The 24,254-nt window shown below is 63.3% G+C and carries 22 protein-coding genes; 17 read left to right on the forward strand and 5 right to left on the reverse strand.

Annotation, left to right across the window (positions count from 1 at the left end):
* Nucleotides 1-379: 379 nt before the first annotated feature.
* The 7 genes from R2C4_RS19660 to R2C4_RS19690 all read left to right on the forward strand — a co-directional run bounded on the left by R2C4_RS19660 (nucleotide 380) and on the right by R2C4_RS19690 (nucleotide 6,506).
* Nucleotides 380-1,669: an ABC transporter substrate-binding protein gene (locus R2C4_RS19660; protein ID WP_141891913.1), complete on the forward strand. Its 1,290-nt coding sequence runs from the start codon at nucleotides 380-382 to the stop codon at nucleotides 1,667-1,669.
* Between the two features lie 75 nt (nucleotides 1,670-1,744).
* Nucleotides 1,745-2,614, forward strand: coding sequence for a branched-chain amino acid ABC transporter permease (locus R2C4_RS19665; protein ID WP_141891914.1), 870 nt, complete (start codon nucleotides 1,745-1,747; stop codon nucleotides 2,612-2,614).
* Nucleotides 2,607-3,587 carry a branched-chain amino acid ABC transporter permease gene (locus tag R2C4_RS19670; RefSeq protein WP_141891915.1) on the forward strand — a complete coding sequence of 327 codons (981 nt, stop codon included), beginning with the start codon at nucleotides 2,607-2,609 and terminating at the stop codon, nucleotides 3,585-3,587. Before R2C4_RS19665 ends, R2C4_RS19670 begins: the two co-directional genes overlap by 8 nt.
* Nucleotides 3,584-4,351: an ABC transporter ATP-binding protein gene (locus tag R2C4_RS19675; RefSeq protein ID WP_141891916.1), complete on the forward strand. Its 768-nt coding sequence runs from the start codon at nucleotides 3,584-3,586 to the stop codon at nucleotides 4,349-4,351. The genes R2C4_RS19670 and R2C4_RS19675 overlap by 4 nt, the downstream gene beginning before the upstream one ends.
* Complete coding sequence (locus R2C4_RS19680; protein ID WP_141891917.1) at nucleotides 4,341-5,048, forward strand: ABC transporter ATP-binding protein; 708 nt, start codon at nucleotides 4,341-4,343, stop codon at nucleotides 5,046-5,048. Before R2C4_RS19675 ends, R2C4_RS19680 begins: the two co-directional genes overlap by 11 nt.
* Entirely contained in the window at nucleotides 4,999-5,607 is a 609-nt protein-coding gene (locus tag R2C4_RS19685; protein ID WP_141891918.1) for a tetratricopeptide repeat-containing protein, read from the forward strand. Before R2C4_RS19680 ends, R2C4_RS19685 begins: the two co-directional genes overlap by 50 nt.
* Nucleotides 5,608-5,849: 242 nt before the next feature.
* Nucleotides 5,850-6,506, forward strand: coding sequence for a helix-turn-helix domain-containing protein (locus R2C4_RS19690; protein ID WP_141891919.1), 657 nt, complete (start codon nucleotides 5,850-5,852; stop codon nucleotides 6,504-6,506).
* A gap of 311 nt (nucleotides 6,507-6,817) precedes the next feature.
* On the opposite strand, the gene R2C4_RS19695 is transcribed toward R2C4_RS19690, so the two are convergent.
* The 4 genes from R2C4_RS19695 to R2C4_RS19710 form a co-directional block, all read right to left on the reverse strand.
* Nucleotides 6,818-7,864 (reverse strand): heme-dependent oxidative N-demethylase family protein, encoded by a 1,047-nt coding sequence (locus R2C4_RS19695; RefSeq protein ID WP_141891920.1) that lies wholly within the window; start codon nucleotides 7,862-7,864, stop codon nucleotides 6,818-6,820.
* A gap of 11 nt (nucleotides 7,865-7,875) precedes the next feature.
* On the reverse strand, nucleotides 7,876-8,841 hold the full coding sequence (locus R2C4_RS19700; RefSeq protein WP_058285449.1) for a PDR/VanB family oxidoreductase: 966 nt from the start codon (nucleotides 8,839-8,841) through the stop codon (nucleotides 7,876-7,878).
* Entirely contained in the window at nucleotides 8,838-9,449 is a 612-nt protein-coding gene (locus R2C4_RS19705) for a dimethylamine monooxygenase subunit DmmA family protein (protein ID WP_058285450.1), read from the reverse strand. The genes R2C4_RS19700 and R2C4_RS19705 overlap by 4 nt, the downstream gene beginning before the upstream one ends.
* Nucleotides 9,450-9,521: 72 nt before the next feature.
* A complete protein-coding gene (locus R2C4_RS19710; RefSeq protein ID WP_141891921.1) occupies nucleotides 9,522-10,658 on the reverse strand; it encodes an aminomethyl transferase family protein in 1,137 nt (378 codons plus the stop codon).
* A 564-nt stretch (nucleotides 10,659-11,222) separates the two neighbouring features.
* Here R2C4_RS19710 and R2C4_RS19715 point away from each other — a divergent pair.
* From R2C4_RS19715 to folD, 8 genes are all read left to right on the forward strand, one after another.
* Entirely contained in the window at nucleotides 11,223-12,596 is a 1,374-nt protein-coding gene (locus R2C4_RS19715) for an ammonium transporter (RefSeq protein ID WP_058285452.1), read from the forward strand.
* Between the two features lie 11 nt (nucleotides 12,597-12,607).
* On the forward strand, nucleotides 12,608-12,823 hold the full coding sequence (locus tag R2C4_RS19720) for a hypothetical protein (RefSeq protein WP_058285453.1): 216 nt from the start codon (nucleotides 12,608-12,610) through the stop codon (nucleotides 12,821-12,823).
* 132 nt (nucleotides 12,824-12,955) lie between these two features.
* Nucleotides 12,956-13,852, forward strand: coding sequence for a class II glutamine amidotransferase (locus R2C4_RS19725; RefSeq protein ID WP_141891922.1), 897 nt, complete (start codon nucleotides 12,956-12,958; stop codon nucleotides 13,850-13,852).
* A gap of 1 nt (nucleotide 13,853) precedes the next feature.
* Nucleotides 13,854-14,537, forward strand: coding sequence for a GltB/FmdC/FwdC-like GXGXG domain-containing protein (locus R2C4_RS19730; RefSeq protein WP_141891923.1), 684 nt, complete (start codon nucleotides 13,854-13,856; stop codon nucleotides 14,535-14,537).
* 18 nt (nucleotides 14,538-14,555) lie between these two features.
* The gene (locus R2C4_RS19735; protein ID WP_141891924.1) at nucleotides 14,556-15,887 is read left to right on the forward strand and encodes an FMN-binding glutamate synthase family protein; all 1,332 of its coding nucleotides are present in this window, start codon (nucleotides 14,556-14,558) and stop codon (nucleotides 15,885-15,887) included.
* A gap of 76 nt (nucleotides 15,888-15,963) precedes the next feature.
* On the forward strand, nucleotides 15,964-17,295 hold the full coding sequence (gene glnT / locus R2C4_RS19740; RefSeq protein WP_141891925.1) for a type III glutamate--ammonia ligase: 1,332 nt from the start codon (nucleotides 15,964-15,966) through the stop codon (nucleotides 17,293-17,295).
* A 287-nt stretch (nucleotides 17,296-17,582) separates the two neighbouring features.
* Nucleotides 17,583-19,259 carry a formate--tetrahydrofolate ligase gene (locus R2C4_RS19745; protein WP_058285511.1) on the forward strand — a complete coding sequence of 559 codons (1,677 nt, stop codon included), beginning with the start codon at nucleotides 17,583-17,585 and terminating at the stop codon, nucleotides 19,257-19,259.
* A 106-nt stretch (nucleotides 19,260-19,365) separates the two neighbouring features.
* Nucleotides 19,366-20,268 carry a bifunctional methylenetetrahydrofolate dehydrogenase/methenyltetrahydrofolate cyclohydrolase FolD gene (gene folD / locus R2C4_RS19750; protein WP_141889722.1) on the forward strand — a complete coding sequence of 301 codons (903 nt, stop codon included), beginning with the start codon at nucleotides 19,366-19,368 and terminating at the stop codon, nucleotides 20,266-20,268.
* 137 nt (nucleotides 20,269-20,405) lie between these two features.
* Here folD and R2C4_RS19755 read toward each other — a convergent pair whose 3' ends face one another.
* Complete coding sequence (locus tag R2C4_RS19755) at nucleotides 20,406-21,248, reverse strand: DMT family transporter (RefSeq protein ID WP_244940757.1); 843 nt, start codon at nucleotides 21,246-21,248, stop codon at nucleotides 20,406-20,408.
* Nucleotides 21,249-21,429: 181 nt separating this feature from the next.
* Between R2C4_RS19755 and tdm the strand changes: the two genes are divergently transcribed.
* Both tdm and R2C4_RS19765 read left to right on the forward strand, forming a co-directional pair.
* On the forward strand, nucleotides 21,430-23,799 hold the full coding sequence (gene tdm, locus R2C4_RS19760; protein WP_141891926.1) for a trimethylamine N-oxide demethylase: 2,370 nt from the start codon (nucleotides 21,430-21,432) through the stop codon (nucleotides 23,797-23,799).
* A gap of 30 nt (nucleotides 23,800-23,829) precedes the next feature.
* The gene (locus tag R2C4_RS19765) at nucleotides 23,830-24,246 is read left to right on the forward strand and encodes a group II truncated hemoglobin (RefSeq protein ID WP_141891927.1); all 417 of its coding nucleotides are present in this window, start codon (nucleotides 23,830-23,832) and stop codon (nucleotides 24,244-24,246) included.
* Nucleotides 24,247-24,254 lie beyond the last annotated feature (8 nt).

A 24,254-nucleotide genomic window follows, 5' to 3' on the forward strand; every position in this document is an offset into this window, starting at 1 on the left:
ACCATCTGACTCAGCTTAAACTTGCTGTGAGCCTACCGGTTCCTGCGCCGGACGGCAAGAAAACAGAGGGAATTGGTTCTTAAATTGGTTTTCCGGCCGTGTTTTTAAGGTGAGGCGTAAGATCATGTTTTGATGCCGTTTTTGACGCGATTTTTGCCGTAAAGCGATCCATCCGGTCCTATTTTGGTGCCTTTTTGGTGTGCAAGGTGAAAGAAAATTTCTTGGAGGTGAACCATCTGGCTGCTAGCTTTGGTCCAGGATGGGTCCAATTTGCGTCAACTGGTCCAGTGGGTTTGAGCCGGTATCAGGGAAGCGCACCGGGGCCATCCCGAAGAACACACCGCCGCAGAAACAGGCGGGTCCAACATGGGAGATGAAAATGATTTCCAAGATCGTGAAATCGGGGCTGACCCGGAGGACGTTCCTCAAGTCGACAGCGGTCACCGCGATGAGCGCCGGGCTGCCGGGCGCGTCGCTGGCGGCGGGCAAGACCATCAAGATCGGCTTTCTGGCGCCGCTGACCGGCGCGGTTGCGGCCTGGGGCAAGCCGGGGCTGGACGGCTGCCAGATCTGGGCAGAGCGGGTCAACGCGGCGGGCGGCATCACGCTGGGCGACGGCAGTTACAGCGTCGAGTTCGTCTCCTACGACAATGAATACGATCCGGCCAAGGCGCGCACCGGGGCGACCAAGCTGATCCGCGAGGATGGTGTGAGCTTTATCATGATGCTGGGCGGCGACACCTGGCCGGGCGTGCAGCCGGTGGCGGACAAGACGGGGATGCTGTTTTCCACCCTGCTGCCGTCGGACCTGTCGCCAGACACCAGCACCCTGATCGCGCCGGCCGAGGTGCATCCGATCTACAACGTGACCGGTGTCGAGTGGCTGGCCGAGAACAAGCCGGAGCTGAAGACCGCGGTGATGTGCGCCCAGGATGACGCGCTGGGGCTGCCGTCCGTCGCGACCTATCTGGCGGCGTTTGAGGCGGCGGGCATCGAGATGCTGGATGAGCCGCTGCTGTTTGATCCGGCCACCACCGACTTTGCGCCGGTGGTGACCCGGCTGATCAGCAAGAGCCCGGATATTGTCTGCCTGGACACCTGCTACAGCGACTATGTGCATCCGATTGCCGAACAGCTGTTCCAGCAGGGCTTCAAGGGGCAGATCATCTCTTGCACCGCGGATTTCTATGACCAGATGATCGCCAAGACCTCAGAGGAATTCATGGAAGGCTTTGTCTTCCAGTTCCCGGATTTCGACGATCCGGCGCTGAATGGCGATAACATCAACTTCACCGATCCGAACGGCTTTTACGAGGAGTTCAACAGGCGGCATCCGGGCCAGTGGGGCGCGGTGAGCTGGGAATATGCCTCGATCATGGATCTGTGGAAGGCGGCCGCCGAAAAGGCCGGATCGGCCAGCCCGGATGCAGTGGCGGCTGCGCTGAAGGAGGGCAAGGGCAAACATGCCTTTGGCGATGCGGACTGGTGGGGCGCTGAGCTGTTTGGCATCGACAATGCGCTGGTCGGCGACTGGCCGGTGGTTGCCATCGAAAAGGGCAAGGCCCGGATCAAGGACTTCCGCTCCATCCCCGACTGGTACGCCAGGCACGGCGATCTGCTGATCAAGCATATGAAGGCCTATGACCAGATGTGGGATCAGCGCAGCTGACCTGCAAGCCGGGCCATCAGGCGGTGCGGGACCTGACCCCGCACCGCGAGAGCGACCGAACAAAGAGACAATCCGATGCTGGACCTTCTGGCGCAGACCGGCCTCAACGCCGTGTATGCTGCGAGCTATATTTCCCTTGTTGCTGTGGGGCTTGTGCTGATTTTTGGCGTCATGGGCGTGATCAACTTTGCCCATGGCGAACTGTTCATGGCGGGTGCCTATGCGATTGTGGCGCTTTATGCCGGGCTGAACGTGCCGTTCTTTCTGGCCGTGGCAGCGGGCCTTCTGTTTGTGGGCTGTCTGGGCCTTCTGATGGAGCGGGCCCTGTTTAGGCCTTTGAAGGATAATCCTCTGGGCGGGCTGGTGGCCTCGATCGGGTTCCTGATGATCCTGCAGGCGCTGGCGGTGATGGGGTTCGGCGTGCGGATGGTGCATATCCCGCCGGTCACGCAGGAGGTGATTGCCTTCAGCGATAAAGTGCGGCTGCCGGTGGCGCGGCTCTATGTGATCATTGCCGCAATCGCGCTGCTGTCGGCGCTGTGGTACTTCCTCAAGCGGACCAGGTTCGGCTGGGCACTGCGGGCCTCGGCGCAGGATCCTGAGGCGGCGGCGCTGCAGGGGATTTCGATCACCCAGACCGCGCGCATCGCGATGTTCATCGGTGCAGGGCTGGCGGGGATTGCCGGCGCACTTACGGCGCCGCTGGTCTCGGTCAATCCGCATATGGGGCATTCGGTGATCGTCACCGCGTTCATTGTGATCATCGTCGGCGGGGTCGGCTCGCTGGAGGGGGCCATCGTCGCCTCTGTCGCCTATGCGCTGGTGCATACCTTCGTGACCACCTTCTGGGACGGTGTTCTGGCCGACATCGTGGGTCTGTCGCTGATGCTGGTTGTGCTGATCGTCAAGCCGACCGGCCTGTTCGGGAGTGCGGACCGTGCCTAAGTTCCTGATCTGGACCGCGGCGCTGGCCGCGCTGGTTGCCCTGCCGCATGGCCTCAGTTTTTCGCAGCAGGAAATCCTGGTGTTCCTCACCATCAACGTGCTGCTGGTTGCCAGCTACCGGCTGCTGACGCTGACCGGTGAATGGTCGCTGGCCCATGTGGTGATCATGGGGGTGGGGGCCTATTCCTCGGCCTTGCTGACCAAGAAGCTGGGGGTCTATGTGCCGGTTTCGATGCTGCTGGGCGGAGTGATTGCGGCACTGATTGCAGTGCTGCTGTCGTTCCCGCTGTTCCGGATGAAAGGGTTCTATTTCCTGATCGGGTCGTTTGCCGCCGGTGAAATCATCCGCCTGCTGTGGAAGCGGTTCCGCGATCCGTTTGGCGGCGCCAAGGGCATCAAGGGGATCGACCCGATGCCGGATTTCTCAATCGGCTTTTACCAGTTCGATTTTTTCGAGCCCACGTCCTACTACTATTTTGCTGGTGTCATCGTTGCCTTCTGCCTGTGGATCCTGTGGCGGATCGAGAAGTCGCCCGTTGGCCTTACCTTCCATGCGGTTCATTGGCAGGACAAGCTGGCGCAGGCCTCGGGCGTGAATGTGCGCGCCTACCGGACGCTGGCCTTTGCCATCGCCTCGGGCTTTGCCGGGATCTCCGGCGCGCTGCTGGCGCATTATGTCGGCACCATCAATCCCAACGCGTTTGATATCGACCTGATGGTCTTTGTGCTGACCTGGGCGATTGTCGGCGGCACCGCCACCTTCTACGGGCCGATCCTGGGCTGCGTGGTGCTGACGGTGCTGAACGAGATCGTGCTGCGCGAGCTTGGGCTCGAGCAGATGCGGCCGCTGGTCTATGGCGCCATCATGATCCTGTCGATCCTGTTCCTGCCCAACGGTCTGGAAAGCATCGTGCAGAAATTCACTCAAAGACGCGCCCCGGACGGCGCGCGGGAACGGAGCCCGGCAGAATGACCGATTTTCTGGAAGTCAAAGACCTGACCATGCGGTTCGGCGGGCTGACGGCGGTGGACAGCCTGTCGTTCAAGGTGGCGCATGGCACGATCCACGGCCTGATCGGCCCAAACGGGGCCGGCAAGACCACGACGTTCAATATGATCTCGGGCTTCTACAAGCCAAGCGGCGGGCAGGTGCTGCTGCGCGGGGAGGATATCTCCGGCCTGCAGATGCATGAGGTGGCCCGGCGCGGGGTGGTGCGGACCTTCCAGCATTCAACGCTGTTTGCGGAACTGACGGTTCTGGAGAATGCGCTGGTCGGCACCCATATGCCGTTCCGCCCCAATATCTTTGCCGCGATCATCGGCTGGGACCGGGAGGACCGCAGCGGGGCTGAGGCGCGCGCCAGGGAGGCGCTGGAGTTCTTCGGCCTGGATCACTTGATGCGGGAACGGGCCGGGGACCTGAGCCACGGGCACCAGCGGGCGCTGGGCATGGCGGTGGCCTATGCCAGCCATCCGGACGTGATCCTGCTGGACGAGCCGTTTACCGGCATGAACCCGGAGGAAACCCGGCAGATGATGGGCCTGATGGAGCGGCTGAAGGGTGACGGGATCACCATCCTGATCGTGGAGCATGACATGCAGGCGATCATGGGGCTGTGCGACACCATCACCTGCATGAGCTTTGGCAAGTTCTTGGCCGAGGGCGGCCCGCAGGAGATCCGCAACCATCCGGCGGTGATCGAGGCCTATCTGGGAGGCGCACGCCATGTTGCTTGAGATGAAAAACATCGCCGTGAACTACGGCAAGATCAACGCGATCCGGAACATCTCGGTTGCGGTGCCAGAGGGCAAGATCGTCACCATCATCGGCGGCAACGGGGCGGGCAAGACCACCACGCTGCGGGCGATGTCGGGGATGCTGCCGGTCGCCGCGGGCGAGATCACATTCGAAGGCAAGCGGATCGACCATCTGCCCGCGCATAAGGTGGTGGCCAATGGCATTGCCCATGTGCCGGAGGGGCGGCGGGTCTTTCCGGATATGACGGTGGAGGAGAACCTGCGCACCGGGGCGTTCCTGCGCAAGGACAAAGCGGCGGTCGAGGCGGATCTGGCGGATGTCTTCAGGCGGTTCCCGCGCCTGCGCGAGCGGCGCGCGCAGATGGCCAAGACCATGTCAGGTGGCGAGCAGCAGATGCTGGCCATCGGGCGCGCGCTGATGTCCAAGCCGCGGCTGTTGCTGATGGATGAGCCGTCGATGGGCCTGGCGCCGGTCATCGTCGAGGAAATCGCCCGGATTATTGAGGAGATCAACGCAAACGGCCTGTCGGTGGTGCTGGTCGAGCAGAACGCCGAACTGGCCCTGGAACTGGCCGATTACGCCTATGTTCTGGAAACCGGAAATGCAGCAATGGAGGGGCCTGCAGATGAGCTTCACGGAAACGAACACGTCCGCGCCGCGTATCTGGGGCTTTAGGCCATTTGCAGAGCTGCGGGCCGCGCGCGCGGCGGGCTGGTCGCGGGCCGATCTGGCCTGGGAGCGGCTGATGGAACGGGCGCTGGCAGCGGCCGCGGCAGGGCGTTCGCGCCAAGCCATGCGCCTGTTCCGGCTGGCGGATCTGCTGGCGCGGGCGGCATTTCCGGCCGCGGATCTGCGCCGGGCCGCGGCGCCTGCCAATCTGGCGGTGCTGCACTTCCGGCGCGGTGCGCTGGCGGAGGCGGAGCGGCTGCAGGCGCGAGCCCTGCGGGTCTGGGCCGGAGCGGCAGAGCAGGTGGCGGCGATGCGGATTGCGCCGCGCAGCCGGTCGTCGCTGTTTCACCTGAGGATGGAGGCGCTGCACCGCGACACGTTCCACGCCAATCTGAAAACCCGTGTGGGGCGGATCGCGGCAGAGACCGGGGAAACGCTGCGCAACCTGACCTCGGGCCGGGCGGCGCTGCACCGGCACGCCAGCCGCTGGCGGGGCGAAAAGCCCACGGTGTTTGACGGCACCCGCAAAGTTCTGGGGGCCTGCCTGCTGCTGCTGGACGGCTGAGTTAAATCTGCGATTGTGCCGCATGGCGCTGGAACCCGGGCCGGATGGCCCGGGTTTTGCCGGTTGCGGCTATGCCGGCCGGTGCCCCGTGGCAACTATTTTCCCTCCGCACCCGGCAAGGGCTTGGGAAAAACCTGTAACGGCAGTAAAATAATTTTCGCGTGGTTTCTTGCGCCTGGAAAAGTTTTTGCGTATGCGCCGCTGCGCGCTTGTCAGAGGCCGTCAATAAGGAAGATAACACAGTGGCTAAACCCAAAGACGATACCGACGCAGTGGCAAATAACCTTTCCCAAGATCCGCACCGTGTCCGCGAGGGCTCCGAAAAAGTGCTGGAGGTGGCGATCGGCCGCGAAGTGCGGTCGTTCCGGCGCCAGCAGGGGATCACGGTGGCGGATCTGGCCAATCTGACCGGCTTGTCGATCGGGATGCTGTCGAAGATCGAGAACGGTAACACCTCTCCGTCGCTGACCACGCTGCAACTGCTGGCCAATGCGCTGAGCGTGCCGATCACCTCGTTCTTCCGCCGGTTTGAGGAAACCCGGGAAGCGGTGCACACCAAGTCGGGCGCGGGAGTGGAGACCGAGCGGGCCGGCACGCGGGCGGGGCATCAGTATCAGCTTCTGGGCCATCTTGGCGCCAATGCCTCCGGCGTGATGGTGGAGCCTTACATGATCACCCTGACCGAGGAGTCGGATGTCTTCCCGACCTTCCAGCATGACGGTATCGAGATGCTGTACATGCTGGAAGGTGAGGTGGATTACCGCCACGGCGACAAGGTGTTTGCGCTGAAGCCGGGCGACACGCTGTTTTTCGACGCCGATGCGCCGCACGGGCCGGAAAGCCTGGTCAAGCTGCCTGCGCGTTATCTGTCGGTCATTTCCTACCCGCAGTCGAGCTGAGATACCGGCGGGGCGGGCTCCCGCCTGTTCCGGGCGATCTGACGATGCCCCTGCACAGTTGGGCCCGGCGCCGCGCGATGCGCGGCGCAGTTGCGTTTTGCGGCAAGCCTTGCGGGGCCGCCCGCAGTGCGCGAAGCGCGCTGCCCGGCCCAACGCCGCGCAGGGGGCAGGCGCAGCCTGCCGTCTGATGCGGGGGCGGGAGGGCTTCGCGCACTGCGGGCAAAAAGAAACTGCCGGAGCCAGGGGCAGCGGCAGTCAGTGAAGCGGGCCTAGGTGACAGGGGTAGGGACGGCCCGCAAGTCCGCTCGGGATCAGTCGTCGTCGGGCCAGATGCCGTCCGAGGTCGGGCTGCCGTCGTCAAATTGCGAGAGCCACTCCACCATCAGCGGGCGGTTGTCGATGAAGCCCTTGTAGGTCGCCAGCTCCTCCGGCAGGTCGCGGATCACCCGGTGCAGGCGGCGGGCCCATTTCGGCACCGTCACCAGATCGTTGAAGCTGATCAGGTAGCAGCGGATCGGGAACACCAGCGCGTTGGAGCGCGGCAGCCGGAAGAAGGTCTGCAGCTCGACCCGCAGGTGCTGCTTGTCGCCGATGTTCTCCCTCGTCAGCCCTTGCTTCATCACGCCCCATTTGTGGTAGTTCTCGGGCGAGGTATCGAGCAGCGGGTTGACGGTCATCGTCCAGTTCAGGCGGCGGGCGGGCTGGCCCTGCTGGATGTTCAGGAGGAACTTCAGGGCGCGCACGAAGATACCCATCTCATGCGCCTTCGGGACCGGGGCGTGCCATTCGAAGAAGTTCATGCCGATATCGAAGTCCAGCGACCAGTCGGCCTGGGTGGTGACCATGCCGGCGTCCATCCACAGGTTGTCATCGCGCTGGTCGAGCACCGCAAAGTCGCCCTGGGTCTGGCGGGTGATATATTCCATCGGGCCGTAGGGCAGGGTGCTTTCATCGAGGAAGGTGAAGGTGTCGTCGATGCCCAGCGGCTTGTTGATCCAGCGCCAGCGGTTGCCGTCTTTATGCAGTTCGAACAGGTCCGGGTATTCGGCCGCCTTGGCCTCCATGATCAGCTCGACCAGATCCCAGCCCGCCAGCGTCATATGCGGCAGCGACTGGCAGCGCAGCGGGTCATTGGCCAGCACCCTGGCCCGGTCCTTCATTTCCGAGACGTAGTGTTCATCCACGTCGAAGGTGCGTTCGAATACCGAGCCGGGCCGGTAGGATTTGTGCGGCTCCATGTTCACGGAGTACATGTAGCTGTCTTCGTGGAACGGGAAGGGGAAGCGTTTGATTGCCCAGTCCGAGTTCTTGAAGGTGAAGTCGCCGTAGAAGGTTTCGTCGTTGAATTGAATGGTCATCTTTCTCTCCCTCAGCGGTCCAGAACCAGTGTCTTGCCTTCAAAGCGCGACACGCAGGGCATGATGTGTTTTCCGCCGGCTTTTTGCTCGTCGGTCAGCCAGTGGTCGTAGTGCAGGAACTTGCCGTCATAGCCGATGACATTGGTTTCGCACTGGCCGCAGGCGCCGCCGCGGCAGAGGTAGGGGGCGTCGATGCCGGCTGCTTCCAGCGCCTCCAGCAAGGACTGGTGTTCGCCGACTTGCACGATCTTGTTGGAGACCGCGCATTTGACCTCAAACGGTTTGCCGGAGGCCGGTGCCAGGAATTCCTCGGAGTGCACCGCCTCGCGCGGCCAGCCCATCTCCTCGGCGGTGGCATGCACCCAGTTGATCATGCCCTTGGGGCCGCAGACGTAGACATGGGTGCCCAGCGGCTGGTTGGCGAGCAGGGTGTTCAGATCAATCGCCTCGTTCTGGTCGTCATGGTAGATGTGGACCTTGCCGGGGTAGCGCTCTGAGAGCTCCCTGGCATATGTGCCGAGCGAGGCTGTGCGGACCGCGTAGTGCAGCTCGAAATGGCCGCCCATCATCGAGAGCTGATGCATTTGCGCCATGAATGGCGTGATGCCGATGCCGCCGGCCAGCATCAGGTGTTTCTTCGCGCGCAGGTCCAGCGAGAACAGGTTTACCGGGTTGGAGATCACCATCTCCATCCCCTCCTTGACCTTGGTGTGCATGAACCTGGAGCCGCCGCGGCCCTGATCGTCGCGCCGCACCGAGATGGTATAGGCGCCGCGGTCGGCTGGGTTGGACATCAGCGAATAGGCATTGAGCCGGGTGATATCGCCGTCCTGCATTTCCACCACGGTATGCGCCCCGCCCGAGAAAGTGGGCAGGTCGCCGCCGCCGGTGCGGACGAATTTGAAGCGGGTGACCAGATCGTTGACCGGTTTTACCTCGGCCACGGTGACATTCAGCTTTGCGGTGCCAGCACTCATTTGAACAGCTCCACTTTCTCGGGAATGTTGCCCGGATCCTCGGCATCCACCCGCACCCCCTGAAAGGCGGCCAGGCGGCGCGAGTAGTGATCGCGCACGAACAGGCTGAGGCCGCAGTGGCTGCATTCGAACGGGTCGGTGGTCACGTCCTCGGTGATGCCCTTGCAGTGCACGCACTGCATCCGCCGCGCGGTGGAGCCGCGGTGTTCGGTCTGGATCGCGGTGTGCGGGATGCCGGCCGCGGTGGCCTCGGCCATGGCCTGGCCCATCAGGCTTTCGGTGCCGGTCAGGTACACCTGGGTGCCCATGTGGCAATCCTGCAGGGCGCGGCGGATGCGGCCTTGCGCGGCCTCATAGGAGGGGCCGGCGTAGTACTGGCCCGCGCCCAGCTCTTCCAGCTGGCTGCTGTATTTGGTGCCGGTCGTCTTGGGGATGTAGATGATGTGAGCCTTGGCCCAGAAGCCCTGGTCCACGGATTTGGCCAGATCGAGGATCGCTTCGGCGCCTTCGGCATCGGCGATCATCAGATGGCCGCCGCCGGAGCGGGCCTCAAGCTCGCCGTAGACCGGGCGGCTGGTGATGGAAGGGGGAAATTGTGTCTTGGGCATGTGGGTCGCTTTTCCTGCAGTCCGGGTGAACGAAAGCAGGCGCCCCCGGTGCGGGGACGCCCGGTATTCGGCTCAGCCTTTTGCGGTCCGGCGTTTCTTTTCCGGATCGTGGAACGGCATTTCCGCTGCAACGCAGGGGATTTCGCCGGTGGAGTTCTTGACGGTCAGCGGCACGCCGGGTTCGGCGCAGTCGACCGGCATGCGGGCGATGCCCACATTGTGCTCGTTCAAGGGCGAGTACATGCCGATGGTGACCACGCCGACCTGCTTGCCGTCGCGCAGGAGCGGCGCACCTTCTTCGGCGGGCTCGGTGCCTTCCAGCTTGACGCCGTAGATCTTGAAACGCTCCTTGCCCTTCAGGCGGTAGTGCTCCTCGGCGCCGCGGAAGCCGGTCTTGCCCGGCGAGACGGTGAAGTCGAGGCCCAGTTCCCACAGCGTGTCGCCGCATTTCTCGTTCTCGAAGGGGTACATCTCCGAGTTGTCATAGGGGAAGAACAGCAGGTAGCTTTCGGCGCGCAACAGGTCGAGCGTGGTGAAGCGGGTCGGGATGATACCCATCGGCGCGCCCTTTTCGACCAGATTGTCCCAGATATGCGGCGCGTCCTGGCCGCGGCAGAAGATCTCATAGCCGCGCTCGCCAGTGTAGCCGGTGCGCGAAATGGTGACGGGCTTATCGAACAGGGTGGTGTGGATGTGGCTGAAGTAGACCACGTCGCGGATGCCGGGCACGCCCTGTTCTTCCAGGAAATCGACCGCCAGCGGCCCCTGCAGGGAGATGTCATGCAGGTTGTCGTCAAAGCGGATGTCGACGTCGCGGCCCTGCGCCGCCATGGTCAGCTGCTCGTGGCCCTGGCCGGAGCCGTGCACCACCATCCAGCTGTTCGGACCCATGCGGTAGATCACGCAGTCGTCGACGAATTTGCCGTCGTCGTTCAGCATGCAGGCATAGGTGCTGCGGCCGGGTTTGATCTTTTCCACGTTGCGGGTGGTAGCCCGGTCGATGACGTGGCTGGCGTGGGGGCCGACGATGTGGACCTTCTTCAGGCCGGACACGTCCATGAAGCCCGCCTTGGTGCGGATCGCCATGTATTCTTCCGTCTGGTCCTTGTCATAGGTCCAGGCGGTGCCCATGCCGCTCCAGTCTTCCAGGTCCGAGCCCATCGCCCGGTGGCGGTCAGCAAGGGTTGAGAAGCGCCAGGATGCAGTCATTGTCTAAGTCTCCCTATTGGTGCGGACCAAATTTGTTGATTTGGTTCCTTTGGTCTGGTCCAGTTAGCCAAGAGAGGGGGCGTTGTGTCAATGAATATTCCTATCAGGAAAAAGATTTTGCCTAAAAGGCCGATTCCCCATGGCTTTGCGGCATGGATTGGCCTGAAATGGTCTTTTTGGCGGCTAGCTTGGGGTTGCGGGGGCTGCCCGATGACCCGTTTCAAGTGAGAATCGGAGGCCTTCAGCGCCGGAGATTCGCGCGATTCCGCCGCAAACGGGCGTTCCGGCCAAACGTAGCCTGCTGTTCCGGGGCCGCCGGCGCGCGCAGGCGGCTGTGCGGGCTTCAGGCGTCGCCAAGGTGCCCTAAGCCGTTGGAGGCGCGGGCGAACAGAGGGCCGCCGGAACCGCCAGGAGAAACGCTTGAGAGCCGGGCAGGTTCCCTGCGAGTGAATAAACTTTCACATGATTGTTGACAGATTTGCGCCTCAGGACCCAATGTAAAGGAAAATAATATTCCCAAGAGGCAAAAATGCCCGGGAGCACTGCCAACAGGAGGGCAAAACATTGGATGGAAATCTGAACGCGTTAACAACCGTGTTCACCGAGTTCTATTACTGGGTGACGGTTGTCTTCATGTTCCTCATTCACGTGGGGTTCTGCATGTATGAGGTCGGCGCGAGCCGCCACCGCAACCACATGCACACACTGATGAAGAACATCATGATCATTCCGCTGGTCACGGTGACATTCTTCTTTTTCGGCTGGTGGATCTACTGGGCTTTTCCCAGCTTCCCGTTCTTCGGCGGCCTGAACTATGAGGCGGGCGCGGCGAACCTGCCGTGGTCGCAGAACATGGCCACCAACCTGTCCGACCGGATCACCGGCGTGTTCTGGGCAGCGTTCCTGCTGTTCTCCTGGACCGCCGCCTCGATCGTGTCCGGTGCGGTCATCGAACGGATCCGCTCCTCTGCCTTGTGGGTGCATGCGGTGATGATCGGATCGGTGTTCTGGATCATCGACGCCGCCTGGGGCTGGCATGCCGAGGGCTGGATGGTGAAATACCTGGGCTACCATGATGCCTATGCGTCCGGGGTGATCCACGCAATCGCTGGCGGTTACGCGCTGGGCGTGATCATGGTGCTGGGGCCGCGGCTGGGCAAGTTTGCCGCCGATGGCACCCCGCGCGATATCCCGCCGCATAACCCCTGGATGCTGACCATCGGGATCTTCCTGATCTATTCCGGTTTCTGGGGTTTTTACGCCGCGTGCAACATCCCTGTGATCTCGCCCGAAGGCATTGGCGGGATGCTGACCGGCGACACCTGGACGGCCACCAATATCTATCTGGCGCCGACCTCGCTGTCCGCGATCACCTTTAACTTCCTGATGTCGATGTCCGGCGGTTTGATGGCGGCCTATGTGGTGTCCAAGGGCGATGCGTTCTGGACCTTCTCCGGCGGTCTGGCGGGCATCATCACTGCCTCGGCGGGCAACGATCTGTATCACCCGATCCAGGCGATGCTGGTCGGCGCTGTTGGTGTCGTGATCGTCTACAAGCTGCATTACTGGGTGGAGCGCACCTTCAAGCTGGATGACGCGGTGGGCGCGGTTGCGGTGCATGGCTATTCCGGCGTTGTCGGCCTGATCATCGCGGGCTTCCTGCTGTGGGGCGCACCAAGCTCGCCTTATGAAGGTTTCGCCACGGTGAACCCGGTCGGCCAGGTCGTTGGCGCGGTGATCATGTTCGGGGTGCTGGGCTGGCTGCCGGGCTTCGTGATCGCCAAGATGCAGGCGGCCGCGGGCGTGCTGCGGATCCCGGTGGAGGTCGAGCTGCAGGGCCTCGATTACGCGGAACACCATGCCTACGAAGATGCCAAGGCCGAGATCATTGCCGCCGACAAGGCTGCACTGAATGGCGGCGGCGTTCCAGCTGAATAAGGAGAATTGAAATGTCTACGATCGGTTACGACAGCTGGGCGGTGGATCTGGCAGAGGTTGGGGCGGTCTATCCGTTCCAGGGCTCGGAGGGGCTGATGGTGGTCCTGGGGGTGGTCTTCTGGATCGCCTGGCACCGGATCCAGTTCGTCCGCGAGGGCCAGCATCTGGAGAAGGCCAAGCGGATGGGAGACACGGAAAAAATCCACAGTCTGCTGGAGAAGTACTGACCTTTCCAGACCAGAGGCGCGCCATGCGGCGCGCCTTTTCTTTCCTTCGTAGGAAAATAAGTTTCATAAGAGTTGAACGGCAGATCGCAAACTGCTAGCGTTGATTCGAGATGAAAAGCAGGAGGCACACCCATGTGCGGGATTGTCGGTCTTTTTCTGAAAGACAAAACACTTGAGCCGAAACTGGGCGATATGCTCACTGATATGCTCATCACCATGACGGACCGCGGTCCGGACAGCGCGGGCATTGCGATCTATGGCGCGGACGCGGACGGGCGGGCCAAGCTTACCGTGCAGTCCGACACGCCGGAAGCGGCGTTTGACGGGCTGGACGGCGCGCTGGCCGAAGCGCTGAGCGCCGATGTGTCGATCCGGGTGATCGACACGCACGCGGTTCTGGAATTGCCCGCGGGCAAGGAGGAAGAGGCCCGCAGCGCGCTGGCAGAACTGCGTCCCGGGATGCGCGTCATGAGCGCGGGCGACACCATCGAGATCTACAAGGAAGTGGGTCTGCCCGAGAAGGTTGCCGAGCGGTTCAACGTGCGCGGCATGGGCGGCAGCCACGGCATCGGCCACACCCGTATGGCCACCGAATCCGCCGTGACTACCGAGGGCGCGCACCCGTTCTCCACCGGTTCCGACCAGTGCCTGGTGCACAATGGTTCTCTGTCCAACCACAACGCGCTGCGCCGCAAGCTGCGCCGCGAAGGCGTGCGGATCGAAAGCCAGAACGACACCGAAGTGGGCGCGGCCTATCTGACCTGGAAGATGCAGAACGGCGCCACGCTGGGCGAGGCGCTGGAAGGCAGCCTGGAGGATCTGGATGGCTTCTTCACCTTTGTGGTCGGTACCAAGGACGGCTTTGGCGTCGTCCGCGACCCGATCGCCTGCAAGCCGGCCGTGATGGCGGAGACCGACCAGTATGTCGCGTTCGGCAGCGAATACCGCGCGCTGGTGAACCTGCCGGGCATCGAAGACGCCCGCGTCTGGGAGCCCGAACCCGCAACCGTTTACTTCTGGAACCACTAAGATGCAGACATATGATCTTGAAGCAAATGGCCTGCGCGGTCTGAATTCGGCCCTGCAGGAACTGAACGGCAGCTCCAACAAAACCGCCTGGGAGATCGTCAACCCCAAGGGCAGCCATGCCATTGCCGTGGGCCTGAACTCGCCCATTGAAGTCACCGTCAAGGGGTCCACCGGGTACTATTGCGCCGGCATGAACCAGCAGGCGACCGTCAAGGTGGAGGGGTCGGCCGGCCCCGGTGTTGCGGAAAACATGATGTCCGGCACCGTGATCGTCGAGGGCGACGCCAGCCAGTATGCCGGCGCCACCGGCCATGGCGGCCTCTTGGTGATCAAGGGCAATGCCTCGTCGCGCTGCGGCATCTCGATGAAGGGCATCGACATCGTTGTTCATGGCAACATCGGCCACATGTGCGCCTTCATGGCACAGGCGGGCAACCTGGTGGTGCTGGGCGATGCGGGCGATGCGCTGGGCGACAGCTGCTACGAGGCGCGGTTCTTTGTGCGCGGCAGCGTCAAGAGCCTGGGCGCCGACTGCATCGAGAAGGAAATGCGCCCGGAGCATATCGAGATCCTCAAGGATCTGCTGGCCCGCGCCGGCGCCGATGCCAAGCCGGAGGAGTTCAAGCGCTACGGTTCCGCCCGCACGCTCTACAACTTCGACGTCGACAACGCGCAAGCGTACTAAGGACAGGGATCACTAGACATGGATAGCAATAACATCCCCCGCACGGTCCCGATCCAGTCGGCGACTTTCTCAAATCCGATCAACGCGGAAATCCGACGCGCGGCGGCCACCGGGATCTACGACATCCGCGGCGGCGGCGCCAAGCGCCGGGTGCCGCATTTCGATGACCTGCTGTTCCTCGGCGCCTCGATCTCGCGCTACCCGCTGGAGGGCTACCGCGAGAAATGCGAAACCAAGGTGACGCTGGGCACCCGTTTCGCCAAGAAGCCGATTGAGCTGGACATCCCGGTCACCATCGCCGGCATGAGCTTTGGCGCGCTGTCGGGGCCGGCCAAGGAGGCCCTGGGCCGCGGCGCATCCGCTGCGGGCACCTCGACCACCACCGGCGACGGCGGCATGACCCCGGAAGAGCGCGGCCATTCCTCCAAGCTGGTCTATCAGTATCTGCCGTCCCGCTACGGCATGAACCCGGACGACCTGCGCAAGGCGGACGCGATCGAGGTCGTGGTCGGCCAGGGCGCCAAGCCCGGCGGCGGCGGCATGCTGCTGGGCCAGAAGATTTCCGACCGGGTTGCGGAAATGCGCACTCTGCCGAAAGGCATCGACCAGCGTTCCGCCTGCCGCCACCCGGACTGGACCGGCCCGGATGATCTGGAAATCAAGATCCTGGAACTGCGTGAGATCACCGACTGGCAGGTGCCGATCTATGTGAAGGTCGGCGGCACCCGACCCTACTACGACACTGCTTTGGCGGTGAAGGCCGGCGCGGACGTTGTGGTGCTGGACGGCATGCAGGGCGGCACCGCCGCCACCCAGGACGTGTTCATCGAACATGTCGGCCTGCCGACCCTGGCTTGCATCCGCCCTGCCGTGCAGGCGCTGCAGGATCTGGGCGTGCACCGCGAAGTGCAGCTGATCGTCTCCGGCGGCATCCGCACCGGCGCCGATGTGGCCAAGGCAATGGCGCTGGGCGCGGACGCGGTGGCGATCGGCACCGCGGCGCTGATCGCGCTGGGCGACAACGACCCGAAGTGGGAAAGCGAGTACCAGAAACTGGGCACCACCACTGGCGCCTATGACGACTGGCACGAAGGCAAGGATCCGGCGGGCATTACCACCCAGGACCCGGAGCTGATGAAGCGCCTGGACCCGGTCGATGCGGGCCGCCGCCTGCGCAACTACCTCAAGGTGATGACGCTGGAAGCGCAGACCATCGCCCGCGCCTGCGGCCACAACCATCTGCACAACCTCGAGCCCGAGGATCTGTGCGCCCTGACCATGGAGGCCGCCGCCATGGCGCGGGTGCCGCTGGCCGGGACCGACTGGTACCCGGGCAAGGCTGGGTTCTGACGATTGGCGGGGCGCGGCTGGCAACAGTCCGCGCCCCATTTTCGAAATACGTTCAACAGGGAAAGGAAGTAGGACCATGACGACAGATCTGGCTGCTTTCGCACAAGAAAAAGGCGTCAAGTACTTCATGATCTCCTTCACCGACTTGTTCGGGGGGCAGCGCGCTAAACTGGTGCCGGCGCAGGCGATCGCGGATATGCAGGAAGACGGGGCCGGCTTTGCCGGTTTTGCCACCTGGCTTGACCTGACGCCCGCACATCCGGACATGCTGGCAGTGCCGGATCCCTCCTCGGTGATCCAGCTGCCATGGAAGCCGGAGGTCGCCTGGGTAGCGGCGGACTGCGTGATGGAAGGCGAGGACGTGGCCCAGGCGCCGCGCAATGTGCTGCGCCGCCTGATCAAGGAGGCCGCGGACGAAGGCCTGCACGTTAAGACCGGCATCGAGGCCGAGTTCTTCCTGCTGTCGCCGGACGGGGAGCAGATCTCCGACCCCTTCGATACGGCTGAAAAACCCTGCTATGACCAGCAGGCGGTGATGCGCCGCTATGACGTGGTGCGCGAAATCTGCGACTATATGCTGGAGCTGGGGTGGGGCCCGTACCAGAACGACCATGAGGACGCCAACGGCCAGTTCGAGATGAACTGGGAGTTCGACGATGCGCTGTCGACCGCGGACAAGCACAGCTTCTTCAAGTTCATGACCAAATCGGTGGCGGAAAAGCACGGCTACCGCGCGACCTTTATGCCGAAGCCGGTCGAGGGCCTCACCGGCAACGGCTGCCACGCCCATATCTCGGTCTGGGACGCGCCGGGCAAGGATGCCCGGGTCAACGTCTTCGCCGGTGAGAAGGGTACGGGCCAGGTTGCCGAACTGGGTCTGTCGGAGCAGGGCGGCTGGTTCCTGGGCGGCATCATGAAGCACGCCTCGGCGCTGGCGGCAATCACTAACCCGACAGTGAACTCCTACAAGCGCATCAACGCGCCGCGCACCATGTCGGGGGCCACCTGGGCGCCGAACACCGTGACTTGGACCGGCAACAACCGCACCCATATGGTGCGCGTCCCCGGCCCCGGCCGGTTCGAGCTGCGCCTGCCCGACGGTGCGGTGAACCCCTACCTGCTGCAGGCGGTGATCATCGCGGCCGGTCTCTCCGGCATCCGCGCCCAGGCCGACCCCGGCCCGCGCCATGACATCGACATGTATGCCGAAGGCCATACCATCACCGACGCGCCGAAGCTGCCGCTCAACATGCTGGATGCGCTGCGCTTCTACGACAAGGACGACGGCCTGAAGGCGATGATGGGCGAAGAGTTCTCGGCCGCTTACCTGAAGATGAAACAGCAGGAGTGGAACTCCTTCGTCAATCATTTCTCCCGCTGGGAGAAGGACAACACCCTCGACATCTGATTCCCCGGTCTGGCCTGCGGGCCGGACCTCTACGGCCCGGGCAATGCCCGGGCCCTTTTTATTTGCGGCAGCGCCTGCCGCATATGCGCCGTGTTCACTTGGGGTGAAATTCTGCCTGTTTCCTATTGGCGGCGGAAAGGCAGAAAATGCCGGGTCTGGCCCCGGAAAGGGGACAAGAGGGTGTTGACGGTTAGGAAAATAAATTGAGTAATAGGAATATGTCTTGCCTCGCAATCAAAGATTGCTGCGGGGCGTGACCCGGAACGGATGGCAGCAGGGAGATGGCCATGAGCTACAAGAGTGACATTGAGATCGCGCGGGACGCGCAGAAGAAGCCGATCCAGGAGATTGGTGCGAAGATCGGGATTTCCAATGACGATCTGCTGCCCTACGGCCACGACAAGGCGAAGGTGAGCCAGCGGTTCATCAACTCGGTGCAGGACCGCGAAGACGGCAAGCTGATCCTGGTGACCGCGATCAACCCGACGCCTGCGGGCGAAGGCAAGACCACCACCACCGTGGGCCTGGGCGACGGGCTGAACCGGATCGGCAAAAACGCGATGATCTGTATCCGCGAAGCCTCGCTGGGGCCGAACTTCGGCATGAAGGGCGGCGCTGCGGGCGGCGGCTATGCCCAGGTGGTGCCGATGGAGGAGATGAACCTCCATTTCACCGGCGACTTCCACGCCATCACCTCGGCGCATTCGCTGCTGTCAGCCATGATCGACAACCACATCTACTGGGGCAACGAGTGCGAGATCGACGTGCGCCGCGTCGCCTGGCGCCGGGTGGTCGACATGAACGACCGGGCGCTGCGCCAGATCACCGCCTCGCTCGGCGGCGTCTCCAACGGCTTCCCGCGCGAGACCGGCTTTGACATCACCGTGGCCTCGGAAGTGATGGCGATCCTGTGCCTGGCCAATGACCTCAAGGACCTGGAACAGCGCCTGGGCGACATCATCGTGGCCTACCGCCGCGACCGGACCCCGGTCTACTGCCGCGACATCAAGGCCGAGGGCGCGATGACCGTGCTTCTGAAGGACGCGATGCAGCCGAACCTGGTGCAGACCCTGGAAAACAACCCGGCCTTCGTGCACGGCGGCCCGTTTGCCAACATCGCGCATGGCTGCAACTCGGTCATCGCCACCAAGACCGCCCTGAAAGTGGCCGACTACGTGGTCACCGAGGCGGGTTTCGGGGCCGACCTCGGCGCCGAGAAGTTCATGAACATCAAGTGCCGCAAGGCGGGCATCGCGCCGTCGGCGGTGGTGGTCGTGGCCACCGTGCGGGCGATGAAGATGAACGGCGGCATCGCCAAGGCGGACCTGGGCGCGGAAAACGTCGATGCGGTCAACAAGGGCTGCGCCAACCTCGGCCGCCACATCGAAAACGTCAAATCCTTCGGCGTGCCGGTGGTGGTTGCGATCAACCACTTCGTGACCGACACCGAGGCCGAGGTGCAGGCGGTGAAGGACTACTGCGGCAGCCATGGCGTCGAAGCGGTGCTGTCGCGCCACTGGGAGCTGGGCTCCGAAGGCTCTGCCGATCTGGCGCAGAAGGTGGTTGAGCTGGCCGACTCCGGCAAGGCGAACTTCTCGCCGATCTACCCGGACGCCATGCCGCTGTTTGAGAAGATCGAGACCATCGCCAAGCGCATCTACCGCGCCGACGAGGTGCTGGCCGATCAGAAGATCCGCAATCAGCTGAAGGAATGGGAAGAGGCGGGCTATGGCAACCTGCCGGTCTGTATGGCAAAAACCCAGTACTCCTTCACCACCGACCCGAACCGCCGCGGCGCGCCCGTGGGCCATTCGGTGCCGGTGCGCGAAGTGCGGCTTTCGGCCGGTGCGGGCTTCATCGTGGTGGTCTGCGGCGAGATCATGACGATGCCGGGCCTGCCGCGCACCCCGGCGGCGGAGACCATCCGCCTGAATGCGGACGGCCAGATCGAAGGCCTGTTCTGAGCCGGCACAGACGGAATGCAGCGGCCCGGGGACACCCGGGCCGCTGAAGCTTTGAGATGACGGGACCGGATCCGGGGGCGGCCCCCCGGCGGAAAGGAAGAGAGCAATGGCAGCAACAGTGATTGACGGCAAGGCCTTTGCGGCCAAGGTGCGCGGCCAGGTGGCGGAGCATGTGGCGCGGCTGAAAGAGGAGCATGGCATCACCCCCGGCCTGGCGGTGGTGCTGGTGGGCGAGGACCCGGCCTCCCAGGTCTATGTCCGCTCCAAGGGCAAGAGCACCGTCGAGGTGGGGATGAACTCGTTCGAGCACAAGCTGGACGCGGACACCCCGGAGGCCGACCTGCTGGCGCTGATCGATCAGCTGAACAACGATCCGAAGGTGCATGGCATCCTGGTGCAGCTGCCGCTGCCGAAGCATCTGGACGAGGATCTGGTGATCAATTCGATCGCGCCGGAGAAGGATGTCGACGGCTTCCACATCTCCAACGTGGGCCTTCTGGGCACCGGCCAGAAGTCGATGGTGCCCTGCACGCCGCTGGGCTGCCTGATGATGCTGCGCGCGCACCACGGCAGCCTGTCTGGCCTGGATGCGGTTGTCATTGGCCGCTCCAACATCGTCGGCAAGCCGATGGCGCAGCTTCTGCTGGGCGACAGCTGCACCGTGACGATTGCGCATTCGCGCACCAAGGATCTGCCGGATGTGGTGCGCCGCGCCGACATCGTGGTGGCGGCCGTGGGCCGTCCGGAGATGGTGCCGGGCGATTGGATCAAGGAGGGCGCGACGGTGATCGACGTCGGCATCAACCGCATCGATGCGCCGGAGAAGGGTGAGGGCAAGACCCGTCTGGTGGGCGATGTGGATTACGCCTCGGCCGCGGAGCGCGCGGGCGCCATCACCCCGGTGCCGGGCGGCGTCGGCCCGATGACCATCGCGTGTCTCCTGGCCAACACCGTGACCGCCGCCTGCCGCGCCAGCAACCTCGCGGAGCCGGAAGGGCTGACCGCCTGACGCGCAGACCGCCAAGGTTAGAACAAAACCGCTCCCGCCGGACGCCTCCGGCGGGAGTATTTTTTGAAAGATGAAGGGGTGAGCGTTTCGCCCGGGAACGGGCGGAGCCCCTTTTTGAAAGATGAATGAGCTGGGGGTCAGAAGCCCAGGTAGGCGATGCCGCCGAAGGTGACGGCAACACTGATCCACTGTGCGCGGTTCATGCTTTCGCGCAGCACGAGCCAGGCCAGAACCACGGTGACCAGGCCGAACAAGGACGCGCCGACCGAGGCAAATTCAGGCCGGGGCAGGGTGCCGGAGTACAACACCAGCCCGAGCGCAAATGCGTCCAGCGCGCCCATCAGGCACAGGAGCGGCAGCATCTTGCGGGCAGGCATTTGAACCGCCCGGGCGGCGAGCGCCAAGCCCAGCAAGATCAGGATGGCGGCGGTGCGGGTCACGATCAGAACCGGCAGTTCCGCGCCTGCCTGGGTGGCGGCCTGGCCTGTGGCAAAGGTGAGGGCGAAGCCGATGGCGCCGGCCAGCCCCCAGGCCGCCGCCTGCAGGCTGGCCGGGCTTCCGTCGTCTTCTGTGGCGAAAACCGCGATGCAGCCGACCCCGCCAACCACTGCCGCGACGGCGAGCCAGTGGCCCGGGCCAACCGGCTGGCCCTGCAGCATTGCCATGCCGAGCGACAGCACAGGGTAGGCGCCGATCAGCGGCGCCACCAGCTTAACCGGCCCCAGCGCAAAGGCGCGGTAGAGCGCATAGGACGCCAGGGCAAAGATCGCGCCGGACAGCCCTGCCAGCCGGGCCGCCGGCAGGGTCATCGCTTGCCAATTGCCAAAGGCAAAAGCTGCGGCGGCTACCAGAATCGCCCCGCTGGCAAAAACGGTCAGCATGGCAGGCAGGATACCGGTTCTTTGTGAGACAAACCGCACGCAAAGGTCATGTATGCCCCAGGCAAGGGCCGCGGCAAGGCCAAGGAGCAGCGCGTGCATGGCGGTTATCCTTTCGTTTGCGGCATTCACCCCGAGGAAAATGACGCATCCCGGGCATTTTCCGTTTTTCCGCTGAAAATCAACATGTTTGTTGATTAGAGTGGCGGAAGGCAATATTCTTTTCAATAAATAAATATTCCGGCTGTGCAATTTCTGGCCGGAGTTCAGCAGGAGATGCGCGATGAATGACATGAGCTTCCCTGATGTCGTGAAAGGGCCGCCGAAGCCTTCGGGACTGTATCAGCCGTCGGTGTTTTCGCTGCCGAAAGGAACCGAGCGCTACGTGGTCGAGGGCTGCGGCGCGATCCTGATCCGGTTGGAAACCGGCGACAGGGTGACTGTGATCAATGACGAAGGCGGCCAGCCCTGCGAGATCATTGCCGCAGAGGACAAGGGGCGCATCGACGCGGGGATCATCGGCGCGGCGCCCAATAGCGATGCAAGCGGGCTGAAGGCGCTGCTGACCTCCTCGGACCAGTCCTTGCGCGGTTTGCGCATGGGGATGGAAGCGCGCGGCATCGACTTGGCGCAGGGCGGCGCGGTCCGGTTGTTTGATGCGGCGACGCCTGCCAAGACGGAGGAGAGCTTTACCGCGCAGCGCGACGGCGTCGTGATCGTTGCGGCCCCTGGCGGGATCATGGATTTTGAGAAGCAGGATACGGCCACCTCCCTGACGGTTATGGTCAAGCGGGCGGTGATCAAGCAGGTGGCGCGGTTTGAACTGCCGGACCCGCTGGCCGAGCCGGTCAATGAGGTGCGGGTGCACAGCGCCACCGCGGAAAGCTATTTCGTGAAGGCCGGCGACTACATCCAGATCATTGACGTGGATGGCCGCCAGTGCACCGACTTTCAGTGTTTTGCCGCCCGCAAACTGGACAAGGGCGTGGAGCACGCGCTGGATGTGACCACCACCCGGACGCTGATGGGCCATGCCTATCCGATGCCCGGACTGCATGCGAAATATTATGATCAGGACATGCTGCCGCTGGTCGAAGTGGTGCAGGACACGGTGGGGCGGCATGATGCCTTTGCCCTGGCCTGCGCAGCAAAATATTACGATGACATCGGCTATCCGGGCCATGTGAACTGCTCGGATAACTTCAACGCGACGCTGGCCCAGCATGGGGTGACACCGCGCGCGGGGTGGATGGCGATCAACTTCTTCTTCAACACCGGGCTGGATGAGCATGGCGTGATGTATGCCGATGAGCCCTGGACCCGGCCCGGCGACTATGTGCTGCTGCGGGCGCTGACCGATCTGGTCTGTGTCAGCTCTGCCTGCCCGGATGACACCAGCGCCGCCAATGGCTGGAACCCCACCGACATTCACGTCCGCACCTACAGCGGACAAGAGAGTTTCAAGCGGGCGATTGCGTTCCGCGCGACCCCTGAATCGGAGCCCAAGATGACCAAGGAAACCGGTTTCCACGACCGTCTCAGCAAGCTGACCCGCAATTTCGTCGAGTATAACGGGTTCTGGCTGGCCAACTGCTATGCCAGTTCCGGGCCGCTGGAGGAATACTGGGCCTGCCGCGAGAAATGCGTGGTGCTGGACCTGTCCGCCCTGCGCAAGTTCGAGATCACCGGTCCGGATGCGGAGGCGCTCTGCCAGTATATTTTCACCCGCAATATCAAGAAGCTGGCGGTGGGGCAGGTGGTCTATACCGCGATGTGCTACCCGCATGGCGGCATGATCGACGACGGCACTGTGTTCCGCCTGGGCAAGGACAACTTCCGCTGGATCGGCGGCTCGGATTATGGCGGGGAATGGATCCGCGAGCAGGCGGAGAAGCTGGGTCTGAACGTGCTGATCCGGTCTTCGACCGATATGCAGCACAATATCGCGGTGCAAGGCCCGGAAAGCCGGGATTTGCTGAAGAAGATCATCTGGACCGCACCGCACAATCCGGCGCTGGAGGAACTGGGCTGGTTCCGCTTCACGCCCGCGCGGATTGGTGATGATCAGGGCGTGCCGGTGGTGGTATCGCGGACCGGGTACACCGGCGAATTGGGGTACGAGATCTTCTGCCACCCGAAGCACGCGAGCGAAGTGTTTGATGCGGTCTGGGCGGCAGGGCAGGACCACGGCATCCGCCCGATGGGGCTGGAGGCGCTGGACATGGTGCGGATCGAGGCCGGGCTGATCTTTGCCGGCTACGACTTCAGCGATCAGACCGACCCGTTTGAAGCGGGCATCGGGTTCACCGTGCCGCTGAAGTCGAAAGAAGATGACTTCATCGGCCGCGATGCGCTGATCCGGCGCAAGACCACTCCGGCGCGCAAGCTGGTGGGGCTGGACATCGACTCGGCGATTGATGTTGGCCATGGCGACTGCGTCCATATCGGGCGCGCGCAAATCGGGGAGGTGACCTCGTCCATGCGCTCGCCGCTCTTGGGCAAGAACATCGCGCTGGCGCGGGTGGACGTGTCTTGTTCCGAGGTTGGGACTGAAGTTGAAATCGGCAAGCTTGACGGGCATCAAAAACGGCTGCCGGCCAAAATCGTACCCTTTGCGCATTACGACCCCAAGAAGACCCGGCCTCAATCCTGAGGCCGGCCGTTTGCGGGGCTGGGAGGTTAAATGGCTCAGAAGCTGATTGAGCAGATTGGCGGCGAAGAGATGCTGCGTGCGCTGGTCGAGCGGTTCTACGATATTGTCGAGGAAACCGAGGCCGGCGCGCAGATCGTCAAGCTGCACAAGCGCGGGCATGGGATGGATCATGCCCGGATCGAGCAGTTCAATTTCCTGTCCGGTTTCATGGGCGGGCGCCGGTACTACGAGGAAAAGCACGGGCATATGGATGTGAAGCTGATGCATGCCCATGTGCCGATCACCGAAGAAGACGCCGAGAACTGGCTGAAGTGCATGGATCAGGCGCTGGCCGAGCTGAAACTGGAGGGGCCGCATGTGGAGCGGCTGCGCCAGGTGTTCCGGCGGGTGGCGATGATGCTGGTGAACGATCTGGCCGAGTGGGGCGAGAAGCGCGCCACGGCTTGAGCGCATCG

This window comes from Leisingera aquaemixtae (assembly GCF_006740765.1).
GTDB classification, from domain to species: Bacteria; Pseudomonadota; Alphaproteobacteria; order Rhodobacterales; family Rhodobacteraceae; genus Leisingera; species Leisingera aquaemixtae.

Bases quoted from the DNA above. Each gene is read 5' to 3' on its own strand.
- R2C4_RS19685 (WP_141891918.1), top strand. From the start codon at position 4,999: ATGAGCTTCACGGAAACGAACACGTCCGCGCCGCGTATCTGGGGCTTT.
- R2C4_RS19675 (WP_141891916.1), top strand. From the start codon at position 3,584: ATGACCGATTTTCTGGAAGTCAAAGACCTGACCATGCGGTTCGGCGGG.
- R2C4_RS19725 (WP_141891922.1), top strand. From the start codon at position 12,956: ATGTGCGGGATTGTCGGTCTTTTTCTGAAAGACAAAACACTTGAGCCG.
- R2C4_RS19745 (WP_058285511.1), top strand. From the start codon at position 17,583: ATGAGCTACAAGAGTGACATTGAGATCGCGCGGGACGCGCAGAAGAAG.
- R2C4_RS19680 (WP_141891917.1), top strand. From the start codon at position 4,341: ATGTTGCTTGAGATGAAAAACATCGCCGTGAACTACGGCAAGATCAAC.
- R2C4_RS19705 (WP_058285450.1), bottom strand. From the start codon at position 9,449: ATGCCCAAGACACAATTTCCCCCTTCCATCACCAGCCGCCCGGTCTAC.
- R2C4_RS19755 (WP_244940757.1), bottom strand. From the start codon at position 21,248: ATGCACGCGCTGCTCCTTGGCCTTGCCGCGGCCCTTGCCTGGGGCATA.
- R2C4_RS19665 (WP_141891914.1), top strand. From the start codon at position 1,745: ATGCTGGACCTTCTGGCGCAGACCGGCCTCAACGCCGTGTATGCTGCG.
- R2C4_RS19660 (WP_141891913.1), top strand. From the start codon at position 380: ATGATTTCCAAGATCGTGAAATCGGGGCTGACCCGGAGGACGTTCCTC.
- R2C4_RS19765 (WP_141891927.1), top strand. From the start codon at position 23,830: ATGGCTCAGAAGCTGATTGAGCAGATTGGCGGCGAAGAGATGCTGCGT.
- R2C4_RS19720 (WP_058285453.1), top strand. From the start codon at position 12,608: ATGTCTACGATCGGTTACGACAGCTGGGCGGTGGATCTGGCAGAGGTT.
- R2C4_RS19710 (WP_141891921.1), bottom strand. From the start codon at position 10,658: ATGACTGCATCCTGGCGCTTCTCAACCCTTGCTGACCGCCACCGGGCG.
- R2C4_RS19730 (WP_141891923.1), top strand. From the start codon at position 13,854: ATGCAGACATATGATCTTGAAGCAAATGGCCTGCGCGGTCTGAATTCG.
- folD (WP_141889722.1), top strand. From the start codon at position 19,366: ATGGCAGCAACAGTGATTGACGGCAAGGCCTTTGCGGCCAAGGTGCGC.
- glnT (WP_141891925.1), top strand. From the start codon at position 15,964: ATGACGACAGATCTGGCTGCTTTCGCACAAGAAAAAGGCGTCAAGTAC.
- R2C4_RS19695 (WP_141891920.1), bottom strand. From the start codon at position 7,864: ATGACCATTCAATTCAACGACGAAACCTTCTACGGCGACTTCACCTTC.
- R2C4_RS19735 (WP_141891924.1), top strand. From the start codon at position 14,556: ATGGATAGCAATAACATCCCCCGCACGGTCCCGATCCAGTCGGCGACT.
- tdm (WP_141891926.1), top strand. From the start codon at position 21,430: ATGAATGACATGAGCTTCCCTGATGTCGTGAAAGGGCCGCCGAAGCCT.
- R2C4_RS19700 (WP_058285449.1), bottom strand. From the start codon at position 8,841: ATGAGTGCTGGCACCGCAAAGCTGAATGTCACCGTGGCCGAGGTAAAA.